Source organism: Streptomyces orinoci (genome assembly GCF_003121295.1).
In the GTDB taxonomy this organism is placed as follows: Bacteria; Actinomycetota; Actinomycetes; order Streptomycetales; family Streptomycetaceae; genus Streptomyces; species Streptomyces orinoci.
In genome coordinates, this window is record NZ_PHNC01000029.1 from 1,092,368 (window position 1) to 1,109,305 (window position 16,938).

The 16,938-nt window shown below is 71.4% G+C and carries 14 protein-coding genes and 1 pseudogene; 5 read left to right on the forward strand and 10 right to left on the reverse strand.

The window, feature by feature from the left end; genetic code table 11:
- The first annotated feature begins 49 nt into the window (after positions 1-49).
- A complete protein-coding gene (locus CV755_RS19700; protein ID WP_109281509.1) occupies positions 50-679 on the forward strand; it encodes a TetR/AcrR family transcriptional regulator in 630 nt (209 codons plus the stop codon).
- A 228-nt stretch (positions 680-907) separates the two neighbouring features.
- Here the strand turns inward: CV755_RS19700 and CV755_RS19705 are convergent, their stop codons facing one another.
- Positions 908-1,576, reverse strand: coding sequence for a rhomboid family intramembrane serine protease (locus CV755_RS19705; protein ID WP_109281510.1), 669 nt, complete (start codon positions 1,574-1,576; stop codon positions 908-910).
- Between the two features lie 174 nt (positions 1,577-1,750).
- Between CV755_RS19705 and CV755_RS19710 the strand changes: the two genes are divergently transcribed.
- From CV755_RS19710 to helR, 3 genes are all read left to right on the forward strand, one after another.
- Positions 1,751-2,650 (forward strand): 4Fe-4S domain-containing protein, encoded by a 900-nt coding sequence (locus tag CV755_RS19710; RefSeq protein ID WP_109281511.1) that lies wholly within the window; start codon positions 1,751-1,753, stop codon positions 2,648-2,650.
- Between the two features lie 167 nt (positions 2,651-2,817).
- Positions 2,818-4,023: a glycosyltransferase gene (locus tag CV755_RS19715; RefSeq protein ID WP_109281512.1), complete on the forward strand. Its 1,206-nt coding sequence runs from the start codon at positions 2,818-2,820 to the stop codon at positions 4,021-4,023.
- Between the two features lie 85 nt (positions 4,024-4,108).
- Entirely contained in the window at positions 4,109-6,262 is a 2,154-nt protein-coding gene (gene helR, locus CV755_RS19720; protein ID WP_109281513.1) for an RNA polymerase recycling motor ATPase HelR, read from the forward strand.
- A 250-nt stretch (positions 6,263-6,512) separates the two neighbouring features.
- On the opposite strand, the gene CV755_RS19725 is transcribed toward helR, so the two are convergent.
- The 9 genes and pseudogenes from CV755_RS19725 to rsmI form a co-directional block, all read right to left on the reverse strand.
- Complete coding sequence (locus CV755_RS19725) at positions 6,513-6,698, reverse strand: DUF397 domain-containing protein (protein WP_109281514.1); 186 nt, start codon at positions 6,696-6,698, stop codon at positions 6,513-6,515.
- Positions 6,695-7,504: pseudogene (locus tag CV755_RS19730) on the reverse strand (helix-turn-helix domain-containing protein). Before CV755_RS19730 ends, CV755_RS19725 begins: the two are co-directional and overlap by 4 nt.
- A 203-nt stretch (positions 7,505-7,707) precedes the next feature.
- The gene (locus CV755_RS19735) at positions 7,708-9,168 is read right to left on the reverse strand and encodes a serine/threonine-protein kinase (protein ID WP_241561302.1); all 1,461 of its coding nucleotides are present in this window, start codon (positions 9,166-9,168) and stop codon (positions 7,708-7,710) included.
- Between the two features lie 43 nt (positions 9,169-9,211).
- A complete protein-coding gene (locus CV755_RS19740; RefSeq protein ID WP_109281515.1) occupies positions 9,212-10,126 on the reverse strand; it encodes a 4-(cytidine 5'-diphospho)-2-C-methyl-D-erythritol kinase in 915 nt (304 codons plus the stop codon).
- Entirely contained in the window at positions 10,123-11,013 is an 891-nt protein-coding gene (rsmA, locus tag CV755_RS19745; RefSeq protein ID WP_109281516.1) for a 16S rRNA (adenine(1518)-N(6)/adenine(1519)-N(6))-dimethyltransferase RsmA, read from the reverse strand. Before rsmA ends, CV755_RS19740 begins: the two co-directional genes overlap by 4 nt.
- Positions 11,010-12,371 carry a resuscitation-promoting factor gene (locus CV755_RS19750; protein ID WP_109281517.1) on the reverse strand — a complete coding sequence of 454 codons (1,362 nt, stop codon included), beginning with the start codon at positions 12,369-12,371 and terminating at the stop codon, positions 11,010-11,012. Before CV755_RS19750 ends, rsmA begins: the two co-directional genes overlap by 4 nt.
- A 96-nt stretch (positions 12,372-12,467) precedes the next feature.
- Entirely contained in the window at positions 12,468-13,379 is a 912-nt protein-coding gene (locus tag CV755_RS19755; RefSeq protein WP_109281518.1) for a TatD family hydrolase, read from the reverse strand.
- Positions 13,380-13,431: 52 nt separating this feature from the next.
- Positions 13,432-13,935 carry a hypothetical protein gene (locus CV755_RS19760; RefSeq protein WP_109281519.1) on the reverse strand — a complete coding sequence of 168 codons (504 nt, stop codon included), beginning with the start codon at positions 13,933-13,935 and terminating at the stop codon, positions 13,432-13,434.
- 205 nt (positions 13,936-14,140) lie between these two features.
- Positions 14,141-15,001, reverse strand: coding sequence for a 16S rRNA (cytidine(1402)-2'-O)-methyltransferase (gene rsmI, locus CV755_RS19765; RefSeq protein WP_109281520.1), 861 nt, complete (start codon positions 14,999-15,001; stop codon positions 14,141-14,143).
- 68 nt (positions 15,002-15,069) lie between these two features.
- Here rsmI and CV755_RS19770 point away from each other — a divergent pair, with 68 nt between their 5' ends.
- Positions 15,070-16,836: a dolichyl-phosphate-mannose--protein mannosyltransferase gene (locus CV755_RS19770; RefSeq protein WP_109281521.1), complete on the forward strand. Its 1,767-nt coding sequence runs from the start codon at positions 15,070-15,072 to the stop codon at positions 16,834-16,836.
- Positions 16,837-16,938: the final 102 nt, after the last annotated feature.

Here is a 16,938-nt window from a genome sequence, read left to right on the forward strand (position 1 = left end):
GGAGTCCAACGTAGCAGGTCCGAGCGATTAACGAAACTGGAGTCCCATTATGGGTGCTGAGGGTGCGGATCCGGGAACCGTTCGTCCTGGAGGGCGTACGGCGCGGGTGCGGGCGTCGGTGCTGCGAGCGGCTGGGGACGCCTTGGCGGAGCACGGCTTTGCCCACCTGGACCTCGCCGACATCGCGCGCCGGGCCGAGGTGGGCAAGACCACCGTGTACCGCCGCTGGGGAACGGTGACCAGCCTGGTGGCCGATTTGCTGCTGGACATGGCCGAGCAATCACTACCGCGTACCGAGACCGGCTCGCTGCTCGGTGACCTCAAGGCCAACGCCCGGCTCGTGCAACGGACCCTGGCCGACCCCCGGCAGGGAGCGCTGTTCAAGGCAGTGATCGCCGCCGCCACCTGCGAGGCCAGGACAGCCGAGGCCCTGCACCGCTTCTACGACATCCGCGTCAAGGAGTGGGCACCCTGCGTCCAGCAAGCCATCGACCGGGGCGAGGTGCCCGAGGGCACCGATGTCCACGAGGTCATCCGCGCCGTCTCCGCCCCCCTCTATTACCGCCTGCTGACCAGCAGCGACCGCCTCGACGAAGCCGCCGCGGACCAGGCAGCCGAGGCCGCCGCGGCTGCGGCGCGCGCGGGAGCGTACCTGCGGGGCGACGAAGGTCGTGCGTGACCGGCGTCCCCGCATCCGTCCCTGACCTCGGGTCATCGCGCGTGAGGGTGGTGCGGCGAGGCCGGCCGCATGACGACACTGACGCTGACCATGCGACCGCGCTTTTGCTTCGCCCTGCGGGCGGGGCGTGTCCGGGGGGACGACGACCATGCGGGGCTGACTTCGGAGGGGGTGGTTGTGCTCCGCGCTGGGGGCGTGGGTGCCTGACCTCGTGGTTCCCCGCGCCCCTTACGGGGCGCACCGGGCGCGTGTGCGGACGGTCGCGGAGCCCAAGGTCAGGGCCGCGCCCAGGACGGAGCCGGCCAGGAGGCCGATGCCGTGGTTGTTCCGCAGGACGCACAGCAGAGCACCGGCCACCGGCACCAGCAGTGCCGTCCATCGCAGCCCAGCCCGCTCCCCCGTGAGGGCATACGCACAGGCCAGCGCGCCGACCAGGCCGCAGAGTCCCACCGAGTCGCCGCCCCCGTGCACGCTCCAGCCCGCCATGCTCACCGCATGCGCCGCGATGCCGCTCAGCAGGAAGACCACCGGCATCAGTACCGGGCCCAGCAGTCGCTCGGCGGCCGGGGCGATGCCCACCAGGGCCGCGAGGTTGAAAGTCAGCTGCGTCCAGCCCGAGGTCTGCACCAGCAGGGCGGTCACCGCCCGCCACCAGGGTCCGTCGGGTGTGCGCTCCAGGTGGCCCATCACCCCGGGCACGGCGGTCTGCACCAGCGCCATCACCACCATTACCGCCAGCAGCCCGGCGGCCGCCCAGGGCACCGGCCGCCGCCAGAGCGCGGCCAGCAGTTGGGGCGGTGCGGTGCGGCGCCCGGTCGTCCGGGCGGCGATGATCTGCATCCCCGGGCCGATCACGGCGACCGCACCGGCGTAGAGGGTGATGACGTGCGCGTTCATGGTCGAAGCCTGCCGCAGACCCGCCGGGCCGCGACAGGGCGCTATGTCCGGAGACGGCCATGACATCTGTCTCCACCACCACCCCGCTCCCCCACCCGGAGAGCCGCTTCGGCGGCAAAGAACAAGACCCGGCCCCTCTACCTCTTCACACCCGCCCCGCGATACCCATGAGGCATGGAGACCTCCCCCAACGACCCGCGCGACGCCTGGTATGTCGATTCGCGCTGCATCAACTGCGATGTCGCCAGACAGCTCGCTCCCGGGCTGATCAGGGAGGCCGAGGGACGTTCGGAGATCGTCCGCCGGCCGGAAAACGACGCGGAACTGCGGAAGTTGTATGCGGCCGCGCTCGCCTGCCCCACGCGTTCCATCCACGCGCCGGGGCGGCGGATCGATCCGGCGCTGGATCCCTTCCCGCTGGCGCTGGACGAGCGGCTGCTGCTCTGCGGCCATAACTCCCGCCTCACCGCGGGGGCCAACTCCTATCTGCTGCGCCGCCCTTCGGGCACCATGATGATGGTGGAAACACCGCGCTGGAGCGAGCAACTGGCCGCCCGCTACGAGGCGTTGGGCCCCGTGACGGACGTTCTGCTCACCCACCGCGACCATGTGGCGCACGGCCGCGCCTACGCCGACCGCTTCGGCGCCCGGCTGTGGATCCACGAGGGCGACCTGGACGCCGCACCGGACGCGGATGCGGTGCTGCGCGGGCTGGAGCCGACGGAGATCGCACCGGGGGTCCTCGCCTTCCCGGTACCCGGGCACACGGCGGGCAGTGTGCTGTACGTCGCCGATCAGCGCTACTGCTTCACCGGCGACAGCTTCTACTGGTCGCGGACGGACCAGGACCTGGCGGTGGCGGAATCGGTGACCTGGTACTCCATCGAGGAGCTGGCGGCCTCCCTGGCCCGGGTGGCGGCGGACGACCGGCTGCGGTTCGAGTGGGTGCTGCCGGGGCACGGCGACCGGCGCCGCCTCCCTGCGGAGGAGATGCGGGCGCGATTGCGGAAGCTGGCGGAGCGGACCGCCACGCTCCGGCCCCGGCCCATCGATTTCACGGCGGTGCGCTGGTAGTTGGGCCGCCACGGCCCCTGCAGCGGGCGCCCATGACAAAGGCGAGGAGATTCACCACTCCTCGCCATGTTCAACATATAGCGCACCAGGGGCCTTGCGGCAAGGCCCCGGTACTCCCGCAGAATTGCCCGCCTCAGGCCAGAAACCGCAGGAACGGGAGTTACCCAGTGCGTGTGTTGTTGGCGACCTATGGGTCGCGGGGGGACGTTGAGCCGCTGGTGGAACTCGCCGTGCAGTTGCGGGAACTCGGCGCGGAGGTGCGGATGTGCGCACCGCCGGACCAGGACTTTGTGGAGCTGCTGGCCCGGGCCGGGCTGCCGCTGATACCGGTCGGCCGCCCGATGCGCACCATGGTGCGGCCCGCGAACGCCTCCGAGGCGGGCCGGCGGGCGGCCGAACTGGCCGGGCAGTTCGACGCGGTGGCCGCGGCGGCCGAAGGGTGTGACGCGCTGCTGGCGAGCGGCCTCGCGCACTTCGCCGCCCGCTCGGTGGCCGAGAAGCTGGGCATTCCCTACCGGTACGCCACCTTCTGCCCGTTCCTGCTGCCCTCGCCGCACCAGGCGCCGCCGATGGCCGTGCTGCCGGGCCAGTCGCCGCCCCCGGAGGGGACCGGCAACCGGGAGCTGTGGGAGCTGAACGCCCGGCTCTTCAACACCCTGCACCGCGAATCGCTCAACGCCCACCGGGCGTCGGTCGGCCTGCCGCCGGTGGACGGCGTCCGCGACTTCATCTTCACCGACCGGCCCTGGCTGGCGGCGGACCCGGTCCTGGCACCATGGCAGGAGACCCCGGAACTCGATGTGGTCCACACCGGCGCCTGGATCCTGCCGGACGAACGCCCGCTGCCGGAGGACCTGTTGGCGTTCCTGGCCGCCGGTGCCGCACCGGTGTACGTCGGCCTGGGCAGCTCGCGCGGTGTCCCGGCGGAAGTCGCCCGGGTGGCCATCGAGGCGGTCCGCGCCCAGGGCCGCCGGGTGCTCATCGGACGCGGCTGGTCGGAGCTGGCCCTGATCGACGACCGGGACGACTGCTTCGCCGTCGGCGAGGTCAATCAGCAGGCGCTGTTCCGGCGGGTGGCGGCCGTGGTGCACCACGGCGGCGCGGGCACCACAACAACGGCCGCCCGGGCCGGGGCTCCGCAGGTGGTGGTGCCCCAGGGAGCGGACCAGCCCTACTGGGCGGGCCGGGTGACGGAACTGGGCATCGGCGCCGGGCTCGAAGGCCCCGTACCAAGCGTGGAGTCGCTGTCGGCCGCACTGCGTACGGCCCTGTCCCCGGAGACCGGCGCCCGCGCGAAGGCCGTGGCCGGGACGATCCGCACGGACGGGGCTTCGGTGGCGGCGAGGCTGCTGCTGGACACCATCGCCCGGTAGAGCCACGCGGGACCGCCCGCCCCCCTTTCCCCCACGCCCTGCCGCGCACCCTGACCGTGCGCGGCCCCGGACCGGAGCCGATGCCATGCACCCCCTGACCACCCCCACCGGCACCTTCGACCTTCCCGACCGCCTCTCCGCCAAGGCCGATCCGGCGCTGATCGCCGACGACGAGCTGCACTTCGCGGCCATCGCCCAGTGCCTTGAGCAGTCCATCGCCGAGGTGTCCGACCGTCTGGACGCCGCGCGCAAGGCGCCCGGCGGCATCGGCCGGCAGGCGATGGAACGGGATATGGAGATCCACCGGCTCACCGCCCGGCTGCGCACCCTGCGCCGCTTCGGCCTGGACCTCTGCCTGGGGCATATGGCCGGCACGGACGGCGCCGAGCCGGTGTACATAGGACGCCTCGGCCTCACCGACAGCACCGGCCGCCGGCTGCTGGTGGACTGGCGCTCCCCCGCGGCCGAGCCGTTCTTCGGTGCCACCCATGCCAACCCGATGGGGCTGGCCAGCCGCCGCCGCTACCGCTGGACGGACGGGCGGATCAGCGACTACTGGGACGAGGTGTTCGCCCCGGACGCCTTCGCCGGGCATGCCGCGCTGGACGACCAGTCGGCCTTTATCGCCAGTCTGGGCGGCAACCGCTCGCCCCGGATGCGGGATGTGCTGGGCACCATCCAGGCCGACCAGGACGCCATCATCCGTGCCGGATCGCGCGGCGCCCTGGTGGTGGACGGCGGTCCGGGCACCGGCAAGACCGTGGTCGCCCTGCACCGCTCCGCCTACCTCCTGTACTCCGACCCCCGGCTGGGCCACCGCCGCGGCGGGGTGCTGTTCGTCGGCCCGCACCAGCCGTACCTGTCCTATGTCGCCGATGTCCTCCCCAGCCTGGGCGAGGAGGGCGTACGGACCTGCACCCTGCGGGACCTGGTCGCCGAGGGAGCGGGGGCGACGGCCGAGCCCGACCCGGAGGTGGCTCTGCTGAAGTCCTCGGCGGAGATGGTGCGGGCGGTGGAGACGGCCGTCCGGTTCTATGAGGAGCCGCCCACCGAGGAGTTGACGATCACCACCCACTGGTCCGACATCCAGCTGACCGCCGCCGACTGGGCCGAGGCCTTCGAGGCGGCGGAACCCGGCCTTCCGCACAATGCGGCGCGCGAGCGGATCTGGGACGAGCTGCTCACCATCCTGATGGACAAGCACGACGGCGACGCCCCCGCCGATCTGCTCCGCAGGTCGCTGGAGCGGGACCGGGAGCTGCGCACGGCCTTCAACCGCGGCTGGCCGCTGCTGGAAGCGGCCGATCTGATCGGGGACTTGTGGTCGGTGCCCGCCTATCTGCGGATGTGCGCCCCCTGGCTCGGCCGCGAGGAGGTCACCAAACTCCAGCGGGCGGACCCCCAGGCCTGGACGGTGTCCGACCTGCCGCTGCTGGACGCCGCCCGCCAGCGGCTCGGCGATCCGCGGGCCGCTCTGCACAACCGCCGGCGTGCGGCCTCCATCGCGGCCGAACGCGAGCGGATGGCCCGCGTCGTGGAGGACATCGTCCACGCCGATGCGGATGGCGAGGGCGCGGTGACCATGCTGCGCGGCCAGGACTTCCAGAACCGCCTGGTCGATGAATCCGCCCTGCCGGATGCGGAATCGGACCCGCTCGCCGGGCCCTTCGCCCATATCGTGGTGGACGAGGCCCAGGAACTGACCGACGCGGAATGGCAGATGCTGCTGCTCCGCTGCCCGTCCCGGAGCTTCACCATTGTCGGCGACCGCGCCCAGGCGAGGCACGGGTTCACGGAGTCCTGGCGGGAGCGGCTGGAACGGGCCGGGTTCGACCGGGTCGAGGTGGCGTCCCTGAGCGTCAACTACCGTACGCCGGCGGAAATCATGACCGAGGCGGAACCGGTCATCCGTGCCGCCCTCCCGGACGCCAATGTGCCGGTCTCCATCCGCGTGGGCGGTACCCCCGTCGTCCACGGTTCGCTCGCCGACCGCGACGCCATCCTCGACACCTGGCTCACCGCCAACTTGGAGGGCATCGCCTGCGTCATCGGCGACCCCACATTCCGGGCAACGCCCCCGATCCGGTCCCTGACTCCTCAGCTCTCCAAGGGCCTTGAGTTCGACCTGGTCGTCCTGGTCAACCCGGAGGGGTTCGGCTCCGGCGTCTCCGGCGCGGTGGACCGCTATGTCGCCATGACCCGGGCGACGCGCCAACTGGTCATCCTCACCGGCGAGTAAGGGTCGCATTTCCTCTGCGGGCCGGCTGTGGCTGGTCGCGCAGTTCCCCGCGAACTCCGCAACCCGCCCACAGCCACTCCCCCGCCGGGTGCGCCCCTCCAGGGGCGCGGGGAACTGCGCGACCGGCCCAAGACGGCCCGCACATGAAACGCATCGCGGCATGGACGGCGCTGACCACCTCGCTTGGAGCCGTTATGCAACACATAGTCAGGGGCACCGCCCCAGGGACTCCCCGCAAATCGGACGCCGGTCAGGCCACCTCCCCCGCATAGGCGAGAAAGTCCGCCCAGGCATGGGCAGTTATGGCCAGTTGAGGGCCGGACCGGCGTTTTGAGTCCCGTATCCGGACGGCGCCGCGGACAGCAGCAACTTCCAAACACTGGCTACCGTCCGACGCGCTGTAGCTGGACTTGAACCACATCGGTTCCGCTCTCATAGCTCCTGGGCCACCCTTCGGATGAACTGGACTGAATCAACCGCGCTCAGAGCGTGCATACGGATCACGCCGTAGCGCGTCATCAGCTTGTTTACCCTCTCCGGCTCCGCATGCAGCGTGCTGGTTGACTGCGCCTCTTCGTAGCCGTACAGCTTGTGATCGGCGGTCTCCAGCACGGTGAAGGGGCCTTCGAGCCCAGGATGCATCCCCAACCCCATGGGCAACACCTGAATGGTGACATTGCGCAGCCTGCCAACCTCCGTCAGATGGTGAAGCTGTCGCTTCATCAGCTCCGCCCCTCCGACGGCAGACCGCAGCGCCACCTCATGGATGACAAAGCTGAACAACGTGGTCGGCCGCTTCAGCAGTTCCTGCCGTTACAGTCGTGCCACCAACCGGTGCCGCGTGGTCTCTTCATCCACCGGAGGAATGGGGTTGGACAGCAGCTCGTGGGCGTAGTCCTCGGTCTGGAGGAGGCCGGGAATGTACAGCACGTCGTACCAGTGAAGGGCGACCGCCTCTGCCTCAAGGGCCATGTACTCACGCGAACGATTGGCGAAGCGCTCCGGCTCAAGGTACGGAACCGCCGCCCGCAACTTCCCCTGCGCGCCGAACATTTCGTCGGCGACCTCAAGAAACCGACGGGTCGGGCGTCGCCGCCCCAGCTCCATGGACTTGATCATCTCGGGGCCGTACCCCGCCTCCTCCGCCAACTGCTCGCGCGTGACATTGGCGGCCGTACGCCACATCCGTACCTGATTCCCGCACAGCCGCCACGCCATCGGCGGCTCGGACAGCTCACTCATGCCAGCAGACGCTAGAACCGTACGGCGGGCCGCGAGCCGCGAACGGCCCAGCTCTCCACCCTAGGAGCGAAGGAAGTCCCCCACCGCGGCCGCGGACCCGACCAAATCAGCCGGCTGTGGCTCATGGATCCGGAACAGCCGCCGGACGCGGCCAGGGTGGTGGCGGGGCTACCCGAACTCGCCGATGTCATAGAGGGGAAGGATCAAGGGGACGCGGTCTGACCGGCATTGAAGAACCAGACTTCCACCCGGAAGGAGACCTGGCCCTTGGCATCGACAAGGAACTGTCCATCGGTGAAGTTCGGCTCCCGCAACGTCCTCACAAACAGGTGGCAGTCTCCCGGCGCATGACAACCGGTGCTGGTAACGGACCGCGGCGGCAGCACATATTTGACGTTGGGTTTCGCGGAGAGCCACTTCACCACAGCCGTGCCCTGATCGCGGCAGTAGCCGGTGCAAGGGCTGGAAGCGGTATAGGTGATCCGCGCCTTCCCCTCCGTCGTCATCTGCTCTTCCGACAGTCTGAAACCCTCTGGCGCGCCCAGAGCACGAGCGGTGCGCACATTGGCCTGGTAGGCGGTGTCGTCCCGGGACACATCCTTCTTGCTTCCGAGGGTGTAGTGCACATAGAGGCCATATCCGCCCGCCGCTCCTGCCGCGAGCACGAACCCCAGCGCGGCGCCGGTCAACGCCCTTCGGCGACGGCTGGGCCGCCGTGGCGGCGGCACCGGCACGCGCGCGACGACGGGCGGCCCAGCCGGCCGGGGCGGGACAGCCAGCGAGGTGGTGGTAGGGACGAAGCCCTGCGGCGCGGGCGCGGCTGTCACCGGCCGGGGATCACCGACGACCCCGTCCAGTGACTTCAGCATCCCCTCCAGCCGGTCAAGAGTCAGCCGCGCCCCCGGGTCCTTGTGCAGCAGCGCGCCCAGCACGGGCGCAAGCGGACCGGCGTGCCGGGCCACGGCGGGCTCGTCCGTGGCCACGGAGACCAGGACCGCCCCGGGATTCCCGCCGGAGAACGGTGGTTGGCCCTCCACCGCCGTATGGAGCGTGGCGCCCAGCGCCCAGAGATCCGAGGCCGCCGTGGCGGGCAGACCGCGTACCTGCTCGGGCGCCATATAGGCGGGGGTGCCGACCAGCATGCCGGAGGCGGTCAGGGTGGCGTCACCATCGACGGCGGCGATGCCGAAGTCGGTGAGGACGACCCGCTCGTCCTCCAGCAGGATGTTGGCCGGTTTGATGTCCCGGTGGGTGATTCCTGCCTGGTGCGCCGCACGCAGGGCGGCGGCAGCCTGCAGCCCGATGCGCACCACCCGGTCCACCGGAAGCGGCCCCTGCTCCCTGAGCAGGTCGTCCAGGGAGGTGCCGCGCACCAGCTCCATGACGATCCAGGGACGGCCGTCCTCCCCGGTTATCCGGTCATGGACGGTGATGATGCCCGGGTGCTTCAACCGGGCGGCGGCCCGTGCCTCGCGGTCCACCCGGGCGATCCAGTTGTCCCGCTCGGCGGGGGTGAGACGGTCCGGCAGCCGCAGCTCCTTGACGGCCACCTGCCGGTCCAGGAGTTCATCATGGGCCCGCCAGACGGCGCCCATGCCGCCCTGCCCCAGGGAGCTCGACAATCGATAACGCCCCGCCAGCAGGCGGCCATAACTTCCGTCCACGGCTGGGAATATACGCGGTGCGCCAGGGACGCAACCCGCACCGCTAAAGAACCACAGCCCCCGGCACCGGCCCCGCCGCCACCCGGACCGCCCGGCAGGTACCGGAAATCCGCAGTGCCTCGGCGACGCGGTCCGCGTCCTGCTCGTCCTTGGTGAGGAACGCCGTCGTCGGGCCCGACCCCGACACCATCCCGGCCAGCGCCCCCGCCCCCGTACCCACCGCCAGCGTCCGCGCCAGCGAGGGCCGCAGCGAAAGGGCCGCGTCCTGGAGGTCGTTGCAGACGGCGGCCGCCAGCGCCGCCGCGTCCCCGGCCCGCAGCGCGTCCAGCACCGCGGCCGCCGCATCCGGCTCGGGGATCACCAGGTCCCCGCGCAGCCGGTCGCACTCCGCGTAGACGGCGGGGGTGGACAAGCCACCTTCCGCCACCGCGAACACCCAGTGGAACGTACCGCCGACCGGCAGCGGGGTGAGCAACTCCCCACGCCCGCGCCCCAGCGCCGCCCCGCCCACCAGGCTGAACGGCACATCGCTGCCCAACTCGGCGCAGATCTCCAGCAGTTCGTCGCGCGAGGCGCCCGTTCCCCACAGCGCGTCACAGGCCACCAGCGCGCCCGCGCCGTCCGCGCTGCCGCCGGCCATGCCGCCGGCCACCGGGATGCCCTTGTCGATATGGATGTGCACCCGGGGCGCGCCCAGCCCGTGCCGCTCGGCGAGTACCGCCGCCGCCCGGGCCGCCAAGTTGGTGGCGTCCAGCGGCACTTGGTCCGCGTCGGGGCCGGAGCAGGTGACCGTCAGCCGGTCCGCCGCCGTCACCGTGACCTCGTCATAGAGGCCCACGGCCAGGAACACATTGGCCAGTCCATGGAAACCGTCGGGCCGCAGCCCGCCCACTCCCAGCTGGACATTGACCTTGGCCGGAACCCGGACCCGGACCCGAGCCTGCGCGGAAGAACTCACGCGCCCTCCCCCTTGTGCTCCGCGATCGCCGCGAACTGCTCCACGGTCAGCGACTCACCCCGCGCCTGCGGCGAGATCCCCGCCGCCACCAGCGCGGCCTCGGCCGCGGCGGCCGAACCGGCCCAGCCGGCCAGCGCGGCGCGCAGCGTCTTGCGGCGCTGGGCGAAGGCCGCGTCCACCACCGCGAAGACCTCCGCCTTGGAGGCGCTGGTCTTCAGCGGCTCGGAGCGCCGCACCAGGGACACCAGCCCGGAGTCCACATTGGGCGCGGGCCAGAAGACATTGCGGCCGATGGCGCCGGCCCGCTTGACCTCCGCGTACCAGGCGGCCTTCACCGAGGGCACCCCGTACACCTTGGAGCCGGGCGGGGCGGCCAGCCGGTCGGCGACCTCGGCCTGGACCATCACCAGGGTGCGCTCGATGCTGGGGAAGCGGTCGAGCATATGCAGCAGCACCGGGACGGCGACGTTGTAGGGCAGATTGGCCACCAGCGCGGTGGGCGGCGGCCCGGGCAGCTCGGTGATATGCAGGGCGTCGCTGTGCACCAGGGCGAACCGGTCGGCCCGCTCCGGCAGCCGGGCGGCCACCGTGGCGGGCAGCGCGGCGGCCAGCACATCGTCGATCTCGACCGCGGTGACCCGGTCGGCGGCCTCCAGCAGGGCCAGGGTCAGTGAGCCCAGTCCGGGGCCGACCTCCACCACCACATCGTCCGGCCGCACCTCGGCGGTGCGCACAATGCGCCGCACCGTATTGGCGTCGATGACAAAGTTCTGGCCGCGCTGCTTGGTGGGGCGCACCCCGAGGGCGGCGGCCAGTTCGCGGATGTCGGCGGGGCCGAGCAGGGGACCGGACTCGTCGGCGCTGCTGGGGCTGGGGCTGGAGCTCACCCGTGAAGTTTACGGCCGCACACGGGCCAGGGGCTCGCCCCCCGGCTGACGTACAGCTTCTTCGCCCGCATCGTCTGCTCCCCGGCGGGCGCGTCCTGCGGGCGGCCGCTGCCGCCCAGCGACTGCCAGGTGCGCACATCGAACTGGTAGAGGCCGCCATAGGTGCCCGAGGGGTCCACCGCATTGGGCCGGCCGCCCGCCTCACAGCGGGCCAGGGCCGCCCAGTTGAGGCCCTCCGTGCCCTTGACCGTGGTGGGCACCGGCTTGGTGCCCACCTTGATGATCTGGGTGCGGGGCTTGCGCACCACCTGGGAGGCGATCTTCCTGGGCTTCTGCTTGACGCCGTTGACGCTGCGCAGTGCGTAGGTGACCCGCTCCATGCCCTTCTCGCCGCGCTGGGCGATCACCTGGGTGCCCTTGGCCAGCGAGGGGTCGTCATGGCGCTCGGTGGTGAAGTCGATGGGCTCCTCCCGGACCTCCTGGCCGCCGGTGATCCGCATGATCGAGATGGTCTGGCCTTCGCGGGGGAAGCTGTCCGGGTCCACCGAGGCGGTGTCCTCGCCGTGCAGCTCGATGCCCGCCTCCCGGATGGCGTCCCGCACGGTGGCGGCGTTGGTGCGCACCGGCCGTTCATGCCCGTCCACCAGGAAGGTCAGGCTGCGCTCGGTGCGGACGTCCAGGTTCAGGCCCTGGCGGCCGATGGGTGCGGAGCGGGAGGAGGAGAGGTAGGCGCCTTCGGCCCTTACCCCCAGCTGGCGCAGTGCGCCGTCAACGGTGCGCGCGGTGGTCCACACCTGGCGGCGCTGTCCGTCCAGGGTGAGGGTGACCGGACGGCCGTAGCGGACGATCACCCGGTCGCCGGTGGCCAGGTCATGGTGGGGGCCGGGCGCCACGATGTCGTGCTCGCCGACGTGCATGCCCTCGTCGGCCAGCAGTTCCTCCACATCGTCGGCGAAGGTGTGCAGGGTGCGCGGGGTGCCGTCCACGCTGAGCTGGACGGCCTTGTCGCTGGCGATAAAGGCGGAGGTGCCACCGGCCAGGAAGGCCACCACCAGGGCCTGGGGCAGCAGCCGGCGCAGCGGCTCGGCGTTCAGGGCGGGGCGCTTGCGGCCGCGGCCCCGGCGGGGGGCCGGGGCGGGTGCGGGCTCCTCGGCCTGCGGCGGGGCCTGGGGCAGGGCGGAGGCCGCCGCCTGGCGGGGCAGGCTGGTCTCGTAGCGGCCGTCGGTCGGCTCGGGTAGGGGGTAGGCGTCATCGCGTACATACGCGTCATACGGCGCGTACGCGAACGGAACGTACGGCGGCGGCGCTTCCGTCCCGCCGCGCGGTGCGGCGTGCGGGCTGCCCTGCGGATGACTCACGGCTCTCCACTGGGTCCGGGCTGACGGGCCAGGACTGTAGCGGAGCTTTGGTCACGCTCCAAAGTGCGATAGTCACACTGTGTCGCGATCCAAGGGTCAGTAGCCGAACGCCCTGGCGGTGTTGGCGGCGACCGCCGTGGCCAGCGCGTCCTCGTCCAGCCCCCGCACGGCGGCCATCGCCCGCAAAGTGACCGGAATCAGGTACGGCGCATTCGGCCGCCCGCGATACGGCGCGGGCGTCAGGAACGGGGCGTCGGTCTCCACCAGGATCCGGTCCAGCGGGGTCACCGCCAGGGCGTCCCGCAGCGGCTGGGCGTTCTTGAATGTGACATTTCCGGCGAAGGACAGGTAGTAGCCCTCCGCCGCGCAGATCTTGGCCATTTCGGCGTCACCCGAGTAGCAGTGGAAGACCACCGTCTCGGGGGCACCCTCCTCGGCCAGCACCCGCAGCACATCCTCATGCGCGTCCCGGTCGTGGATCACCAGCGCCTTGCGGTGCCGCTTGGCGATGTCGATATGGCGGCGGAAGGAACGCTCCTGCGCGGCCCTGCCCTCCGGGCCGGTGCGGAAGTGGTCCAGGCCGGTCTCGCCGACCCCGCGCACCTGGTCCAGCGCGGCCAGGGCGTCAATCTCCTCCAGCGCCGCGTCCAGGGCGGCCTCGCCGCCGGGCGTACGGGCCCCCTGGCGGGACCAGCCGTCGGGGTCGCCATGGACGATGCGCGGGGCCTCATTGGGGTGCAGCGCCACCGTGGCCCAGACGGCCTCGAAGTCCGCGGCGGCCTGCGCCGCCCAGCGGGAACCGGCCAGATCGCAGCCGACCTGGACAACGGTGGTAACGCCGACCGAGGCGGCCTGCTCCAGGGCTTCCCGGACCGTCGTCCCCTGCATATCGAGATGCGTATGGGAGTCGGCGACCGGGACATTCAGCGGCTCGGGGAGCGGAGGAGGGGCGTCCTTGCCGGTCCGCTCGCGCTCGCCGCCGGGGTTCTGGGTCGTGGTAGCCGCCATGCCCGGAATTCTAGAGACCCGCCGGGGCCTCACTTGCGGTGGTGGAGGGGCCTCACTTGCGGTGATGGAAGGGACGCAGCAGATCCGAGAGGTGCGGGAAGTGCCAGTGCCAGTGGTGCTGCACCCCGTCGGGGTGCCGGGCGGGCCGGGGCTCGCGGTAGCCGGCGCCATAGCCGACCGGCCCGGCCGGGGACTGTTCGGTGGCCGGGATGACCGAGCGGGAGGCCAGGTGCAGGGCGTCGGCGACCTGGGAGACCCGGCCGGAGCGCATGATCCGCACCACATGGGCCCCGCAGTTGGGGCAGCCGGGGTGGGAGATGGGCGACGGTACGCGGACGCCGTCCGCGTAATAGATCACGAAGGGCCGGCCCTTGGCGTCCACATGGTGCGCTATCTCATACGCCTGCTCCCAGGCGTGCCCGCACCGCATACAGGCGAAGGCATAGGACTCGTGGGCGGTTTCGGTTGTCACCGACGGCAGCGTCGCACGCGGTCCGGTCACCGTGTGCGCCGCTTCCCTGGGCTCCGCACCGCTGGTTCCCGCGGTCTCGCTCATGGCAGCTCCTTAAGCCCGCCGGACACCGTTGTCGGTGCCCTTGGGACTGGTTCCGGAAATTCTCGGACGTCCCTGACTCCAGGGAACGCCCATCCCGGCGCCGATGCAGCAGCTCATCCCGCGAATTGGGGCAAACTTAACGGCTTCATGCCCGAAGCCGCCGCTGTCGGGGGCTGATCTTTGCTTTTGGTGACAGCCCTTTACTCTACGTCGAAGCGGTTCCTTCAGCATTTTTTGCGGCCACCACCGCATCAAACACCTGCCTCTTGGGCAAACCGGCCTCCGCTGCCACCGCCGCGATGGCCTCCTTGCGGCGTTCGCCCGCTTCCTCCCGTACTCGCACCCGGCGCACCAGCTCGGCCGGATCGGCCTGCTCGGCGCCGCGCTCGGGGGCGCCCTCCACCACAATGGTGATCTCGCCGCGTACCCCCTCGGCCGCCCAGGCCGCCAGCTCGCCCAGCGGGCCTCGCCGGACCTCCTCATAGGTCTTGGTCAGCTCCCGGCACACGGCCGCCCGGCGGTCCGCGCCGAACACCTCGGCCATGGCCGCCAGGGTGTCGTCCAGGCGGTGCGGGGCCTCGAAATAGACCAGGGTGCGGCGGTCCCCGGCCACCTCCCGCAGCCGGCCGAGCCGCTCCCCCGGCTTGCGCGGCGGAAAGCCCTCGAAGCAGAACCGGTCCACCGGCAGCCCGGAGACCGCCAGCGCGGTGAGCACCGCGGAGGGGCCGGGCACCGCGGTGACCTTGACCCCCCGCTCCACGGCCGCGGCCACCAGGCGGTAGCCCGGATCGGACACCGAGGGCATCCCGGCGTCGGTGACCAGCAGCACCCGCGCCCCGCCGGCCAGCGCCTCGACCAGCTCCGGGGTACGGGCCGACTCATTGCCCTCGAAGTAGGAGACCACCCGGCCGGTGGTGTGCACCCCCAGCGCCTGGGTCAGCCGGCGCAGCCGGCGGGTGTCCTCGGCGGCGATCAGCTCGGCGGCGGCCAGCTCGGCGGCCAGCCGGGGCGGCGCGTCGGCCACATCGCCGATGGGCGTTCCTGCGAGTACTAGCGTTCCAGTCACGCCCCCATCCTCGCAGGGCCGTGCGCGGTCCCCGGGACTCCCACCGGACCGTTCCCTACGATGGCGCGGTGAGCAGTGACACCGCGACGCAAGACCGGCAGGGACGGGCGACGGACGGGCAGCGGCCCTCCTGGCAGGCCCGGCTGCGCCGTTTCGGGCATTCGGCACCGGCCGGGCCCGGCGTACGCGAACGGCTGGTGCCGCCCTATCCGGAGCCCGGCACCGGAGTGTGGACGGTGCTCGGGGCGAGCCCCGGCACCGCCCGGCTGCTGGCCCGCTCCATGGGCTGGGCCGGACCGCTGCTGGTGGCGCTGATCGCCGGACTGACCCGGTTCTGGAACCTGGGCAGCCCCAACGCGGTGATATTCGACGAGACGTACTACGCCAAGGACGCCTGGGCGCTGTGGAAGTACGGCTACGAGGCCAAGTGGTCCGACGACCCCGATCTCAACAAGCGGATCGTCGAGGGCTTCCACCAGGTCCCCGACGTGCCCTCCTATGTGGTGCACCCGCCGGCCGGGAAGTGGGTCATCGGCCTCGGTGAGTGGATCTACGGGCTGAACCCCTTCGGCTGGCGCTTTATGGTCGCCCTGCTGGGCACCCTGTCCGTGCTGATGCTCTGCCGCATCGGGCGGCGGCTGTTCCGCTCCACCTTCCTGGGCTGTGTGGCGGGCGCCCTGCTCAGCCTGGACGGCCTGCACTTTGTGATGAGCCGCACCTCGCTGCTGGACTCGGTGCTGATGTTCTTTGTGCTGGCCGCCTTCGGCTGTCTGCTGATCGACCGGGACCAGGCGCGCGCCCGGCTGGCGGACGCCCTCCCGGCGGCCGAGGGGGGCGAGGTCCGGCCGGACTCCGCCATCGCCGGGCGGCTCGGCCTGGGATGGCGGCCCTGGCGGATCGCGGCCGGGGTACTCCTGGGCCTGGCCGCCGCCACCAAGTGGAACGGCGCCGTCTATCTGGCCTTCTTCGGGGTGCTGATCGTGCTCTGGGACGTCGGCTCCCGAAGGCTGGCCGGTGCCCGCCACCCCTGGCGGGCCATGCTGCGCCGGGACGCGCCCTGGGCGTTTCTGAGCACGGTGCCGGTGGCGGTGGCCGTGTATCTGGCCTCCTGGACCGGCTGGTTCCTCAACAGCGGTACCTACAGCCCCAGTCAGGGCTGGCAGCACAGCGGCTACTTCCGCCACTGGGCGGAGACCGAAGGCGGCTACAGCAGCCACGGTTTCCTCTCCGGCATCATCAACCCGCTGGCCAGCCTGTGGCATTACGAGCACGAGGTGTGGAAGTTCAACACCACTCTCTCCTCGCCGCACACCTACCAGTCCAACCCCTGGAGCTGGCTGGTCCAGGGCCGCCCGGTCTCCTACTTCTACGAGTCCCCCGGCGCCGGCACCGACGGCTGCCCCACCGACGTCCATGAGAAGTGCGCTCGCGAGGTACTGGCCCTGGGCACCCCGATGCTGTGGTGGGCCGCCTGCTTCGCGCTGGTCTACCTGCTTTACCGCTGGGCAATGCGCCGCGACTGGCGCGCCGGCGCCATCCTGTGCGCCACGGCGGCCGGTTACCTGCCCTGGTTCTACTGGCAGGAGCGCACCATCTTCGTCTTCTACGCGGTGGTGTTCGTGCCCTTCCTGTGCCTGGCGGTGGCCATGATGATCGGCGCGATCCTGGGCCCACCGGGATCGACGGAACGCCGCCGGGTCGCCGGAGTGGTCGGCGCGGGGGCGCTGATGCTGCTGATCGCCTGGAACTTCATCTACTTCTTCCCGATTTACACGGGGCAGGCGATTCCGATGGATGCGTGGCGGGACAGGATGTGGTTCGACACCTGGATCTAGCGGGGGTGGTGCTCTGCGCAGGGCTGTGGCTGTTGGCCGTTGTCGGGCGCTGTTGAGCGCTGTTGGGCGACATCGGCCCCCTTCGACGGCCCGGGCGACTGA

Coding starts and splice junctions, on each gene's coding strand:
- CV755_RS19725 (WP_109281514.1), bottom strand. CDS start 6,698: ATGAGAGCGGAACCGATGTGGTTCAAGTCCAGCTACAGCGCGTCGGAC.
- CV755_RS19700 (WP_109281509.1), top strand. CDS start 50: ATGGGTGCTGAGGGTGCGGATCCGGGAACCGTTCGTCCTGGAGGGCGT.
- helR (WP_109281513.1), top strand. CDS start 4,109: ATGCACCCCCTGACCACCCCCACCGGCACCTTCGACCTTCCCGACCGC.
- CV755_RS19755 (WP_109281518.1), bottom strand. CDS start 13,379: ATGGCGGCTACCACGACCCAGAACCCCGGCGGCGAGCGCGAGCGGACC.
- CV755_RS19760 (WP_109281519.1), bottom strand. CDS start 13,935: ATGAGCGAGACCGCGGGAACCAGCGGTGCGGAGCCCAGGGAAGCGGCG.
- CV755_RS19705 (WP_109281510.1), bottom strand. CDS start 1,576: ATGAACGCGCACGTCATCACCCTCTACGCCGGTGCGGTCGCCGTGATC.
- CV755_RS19710 (WP_109281511.1), top strand. CDS start 1,751: ATGGAGACCTCCCCCAACGACCCGCGCGACGCCTGGTATGTCGATTCG.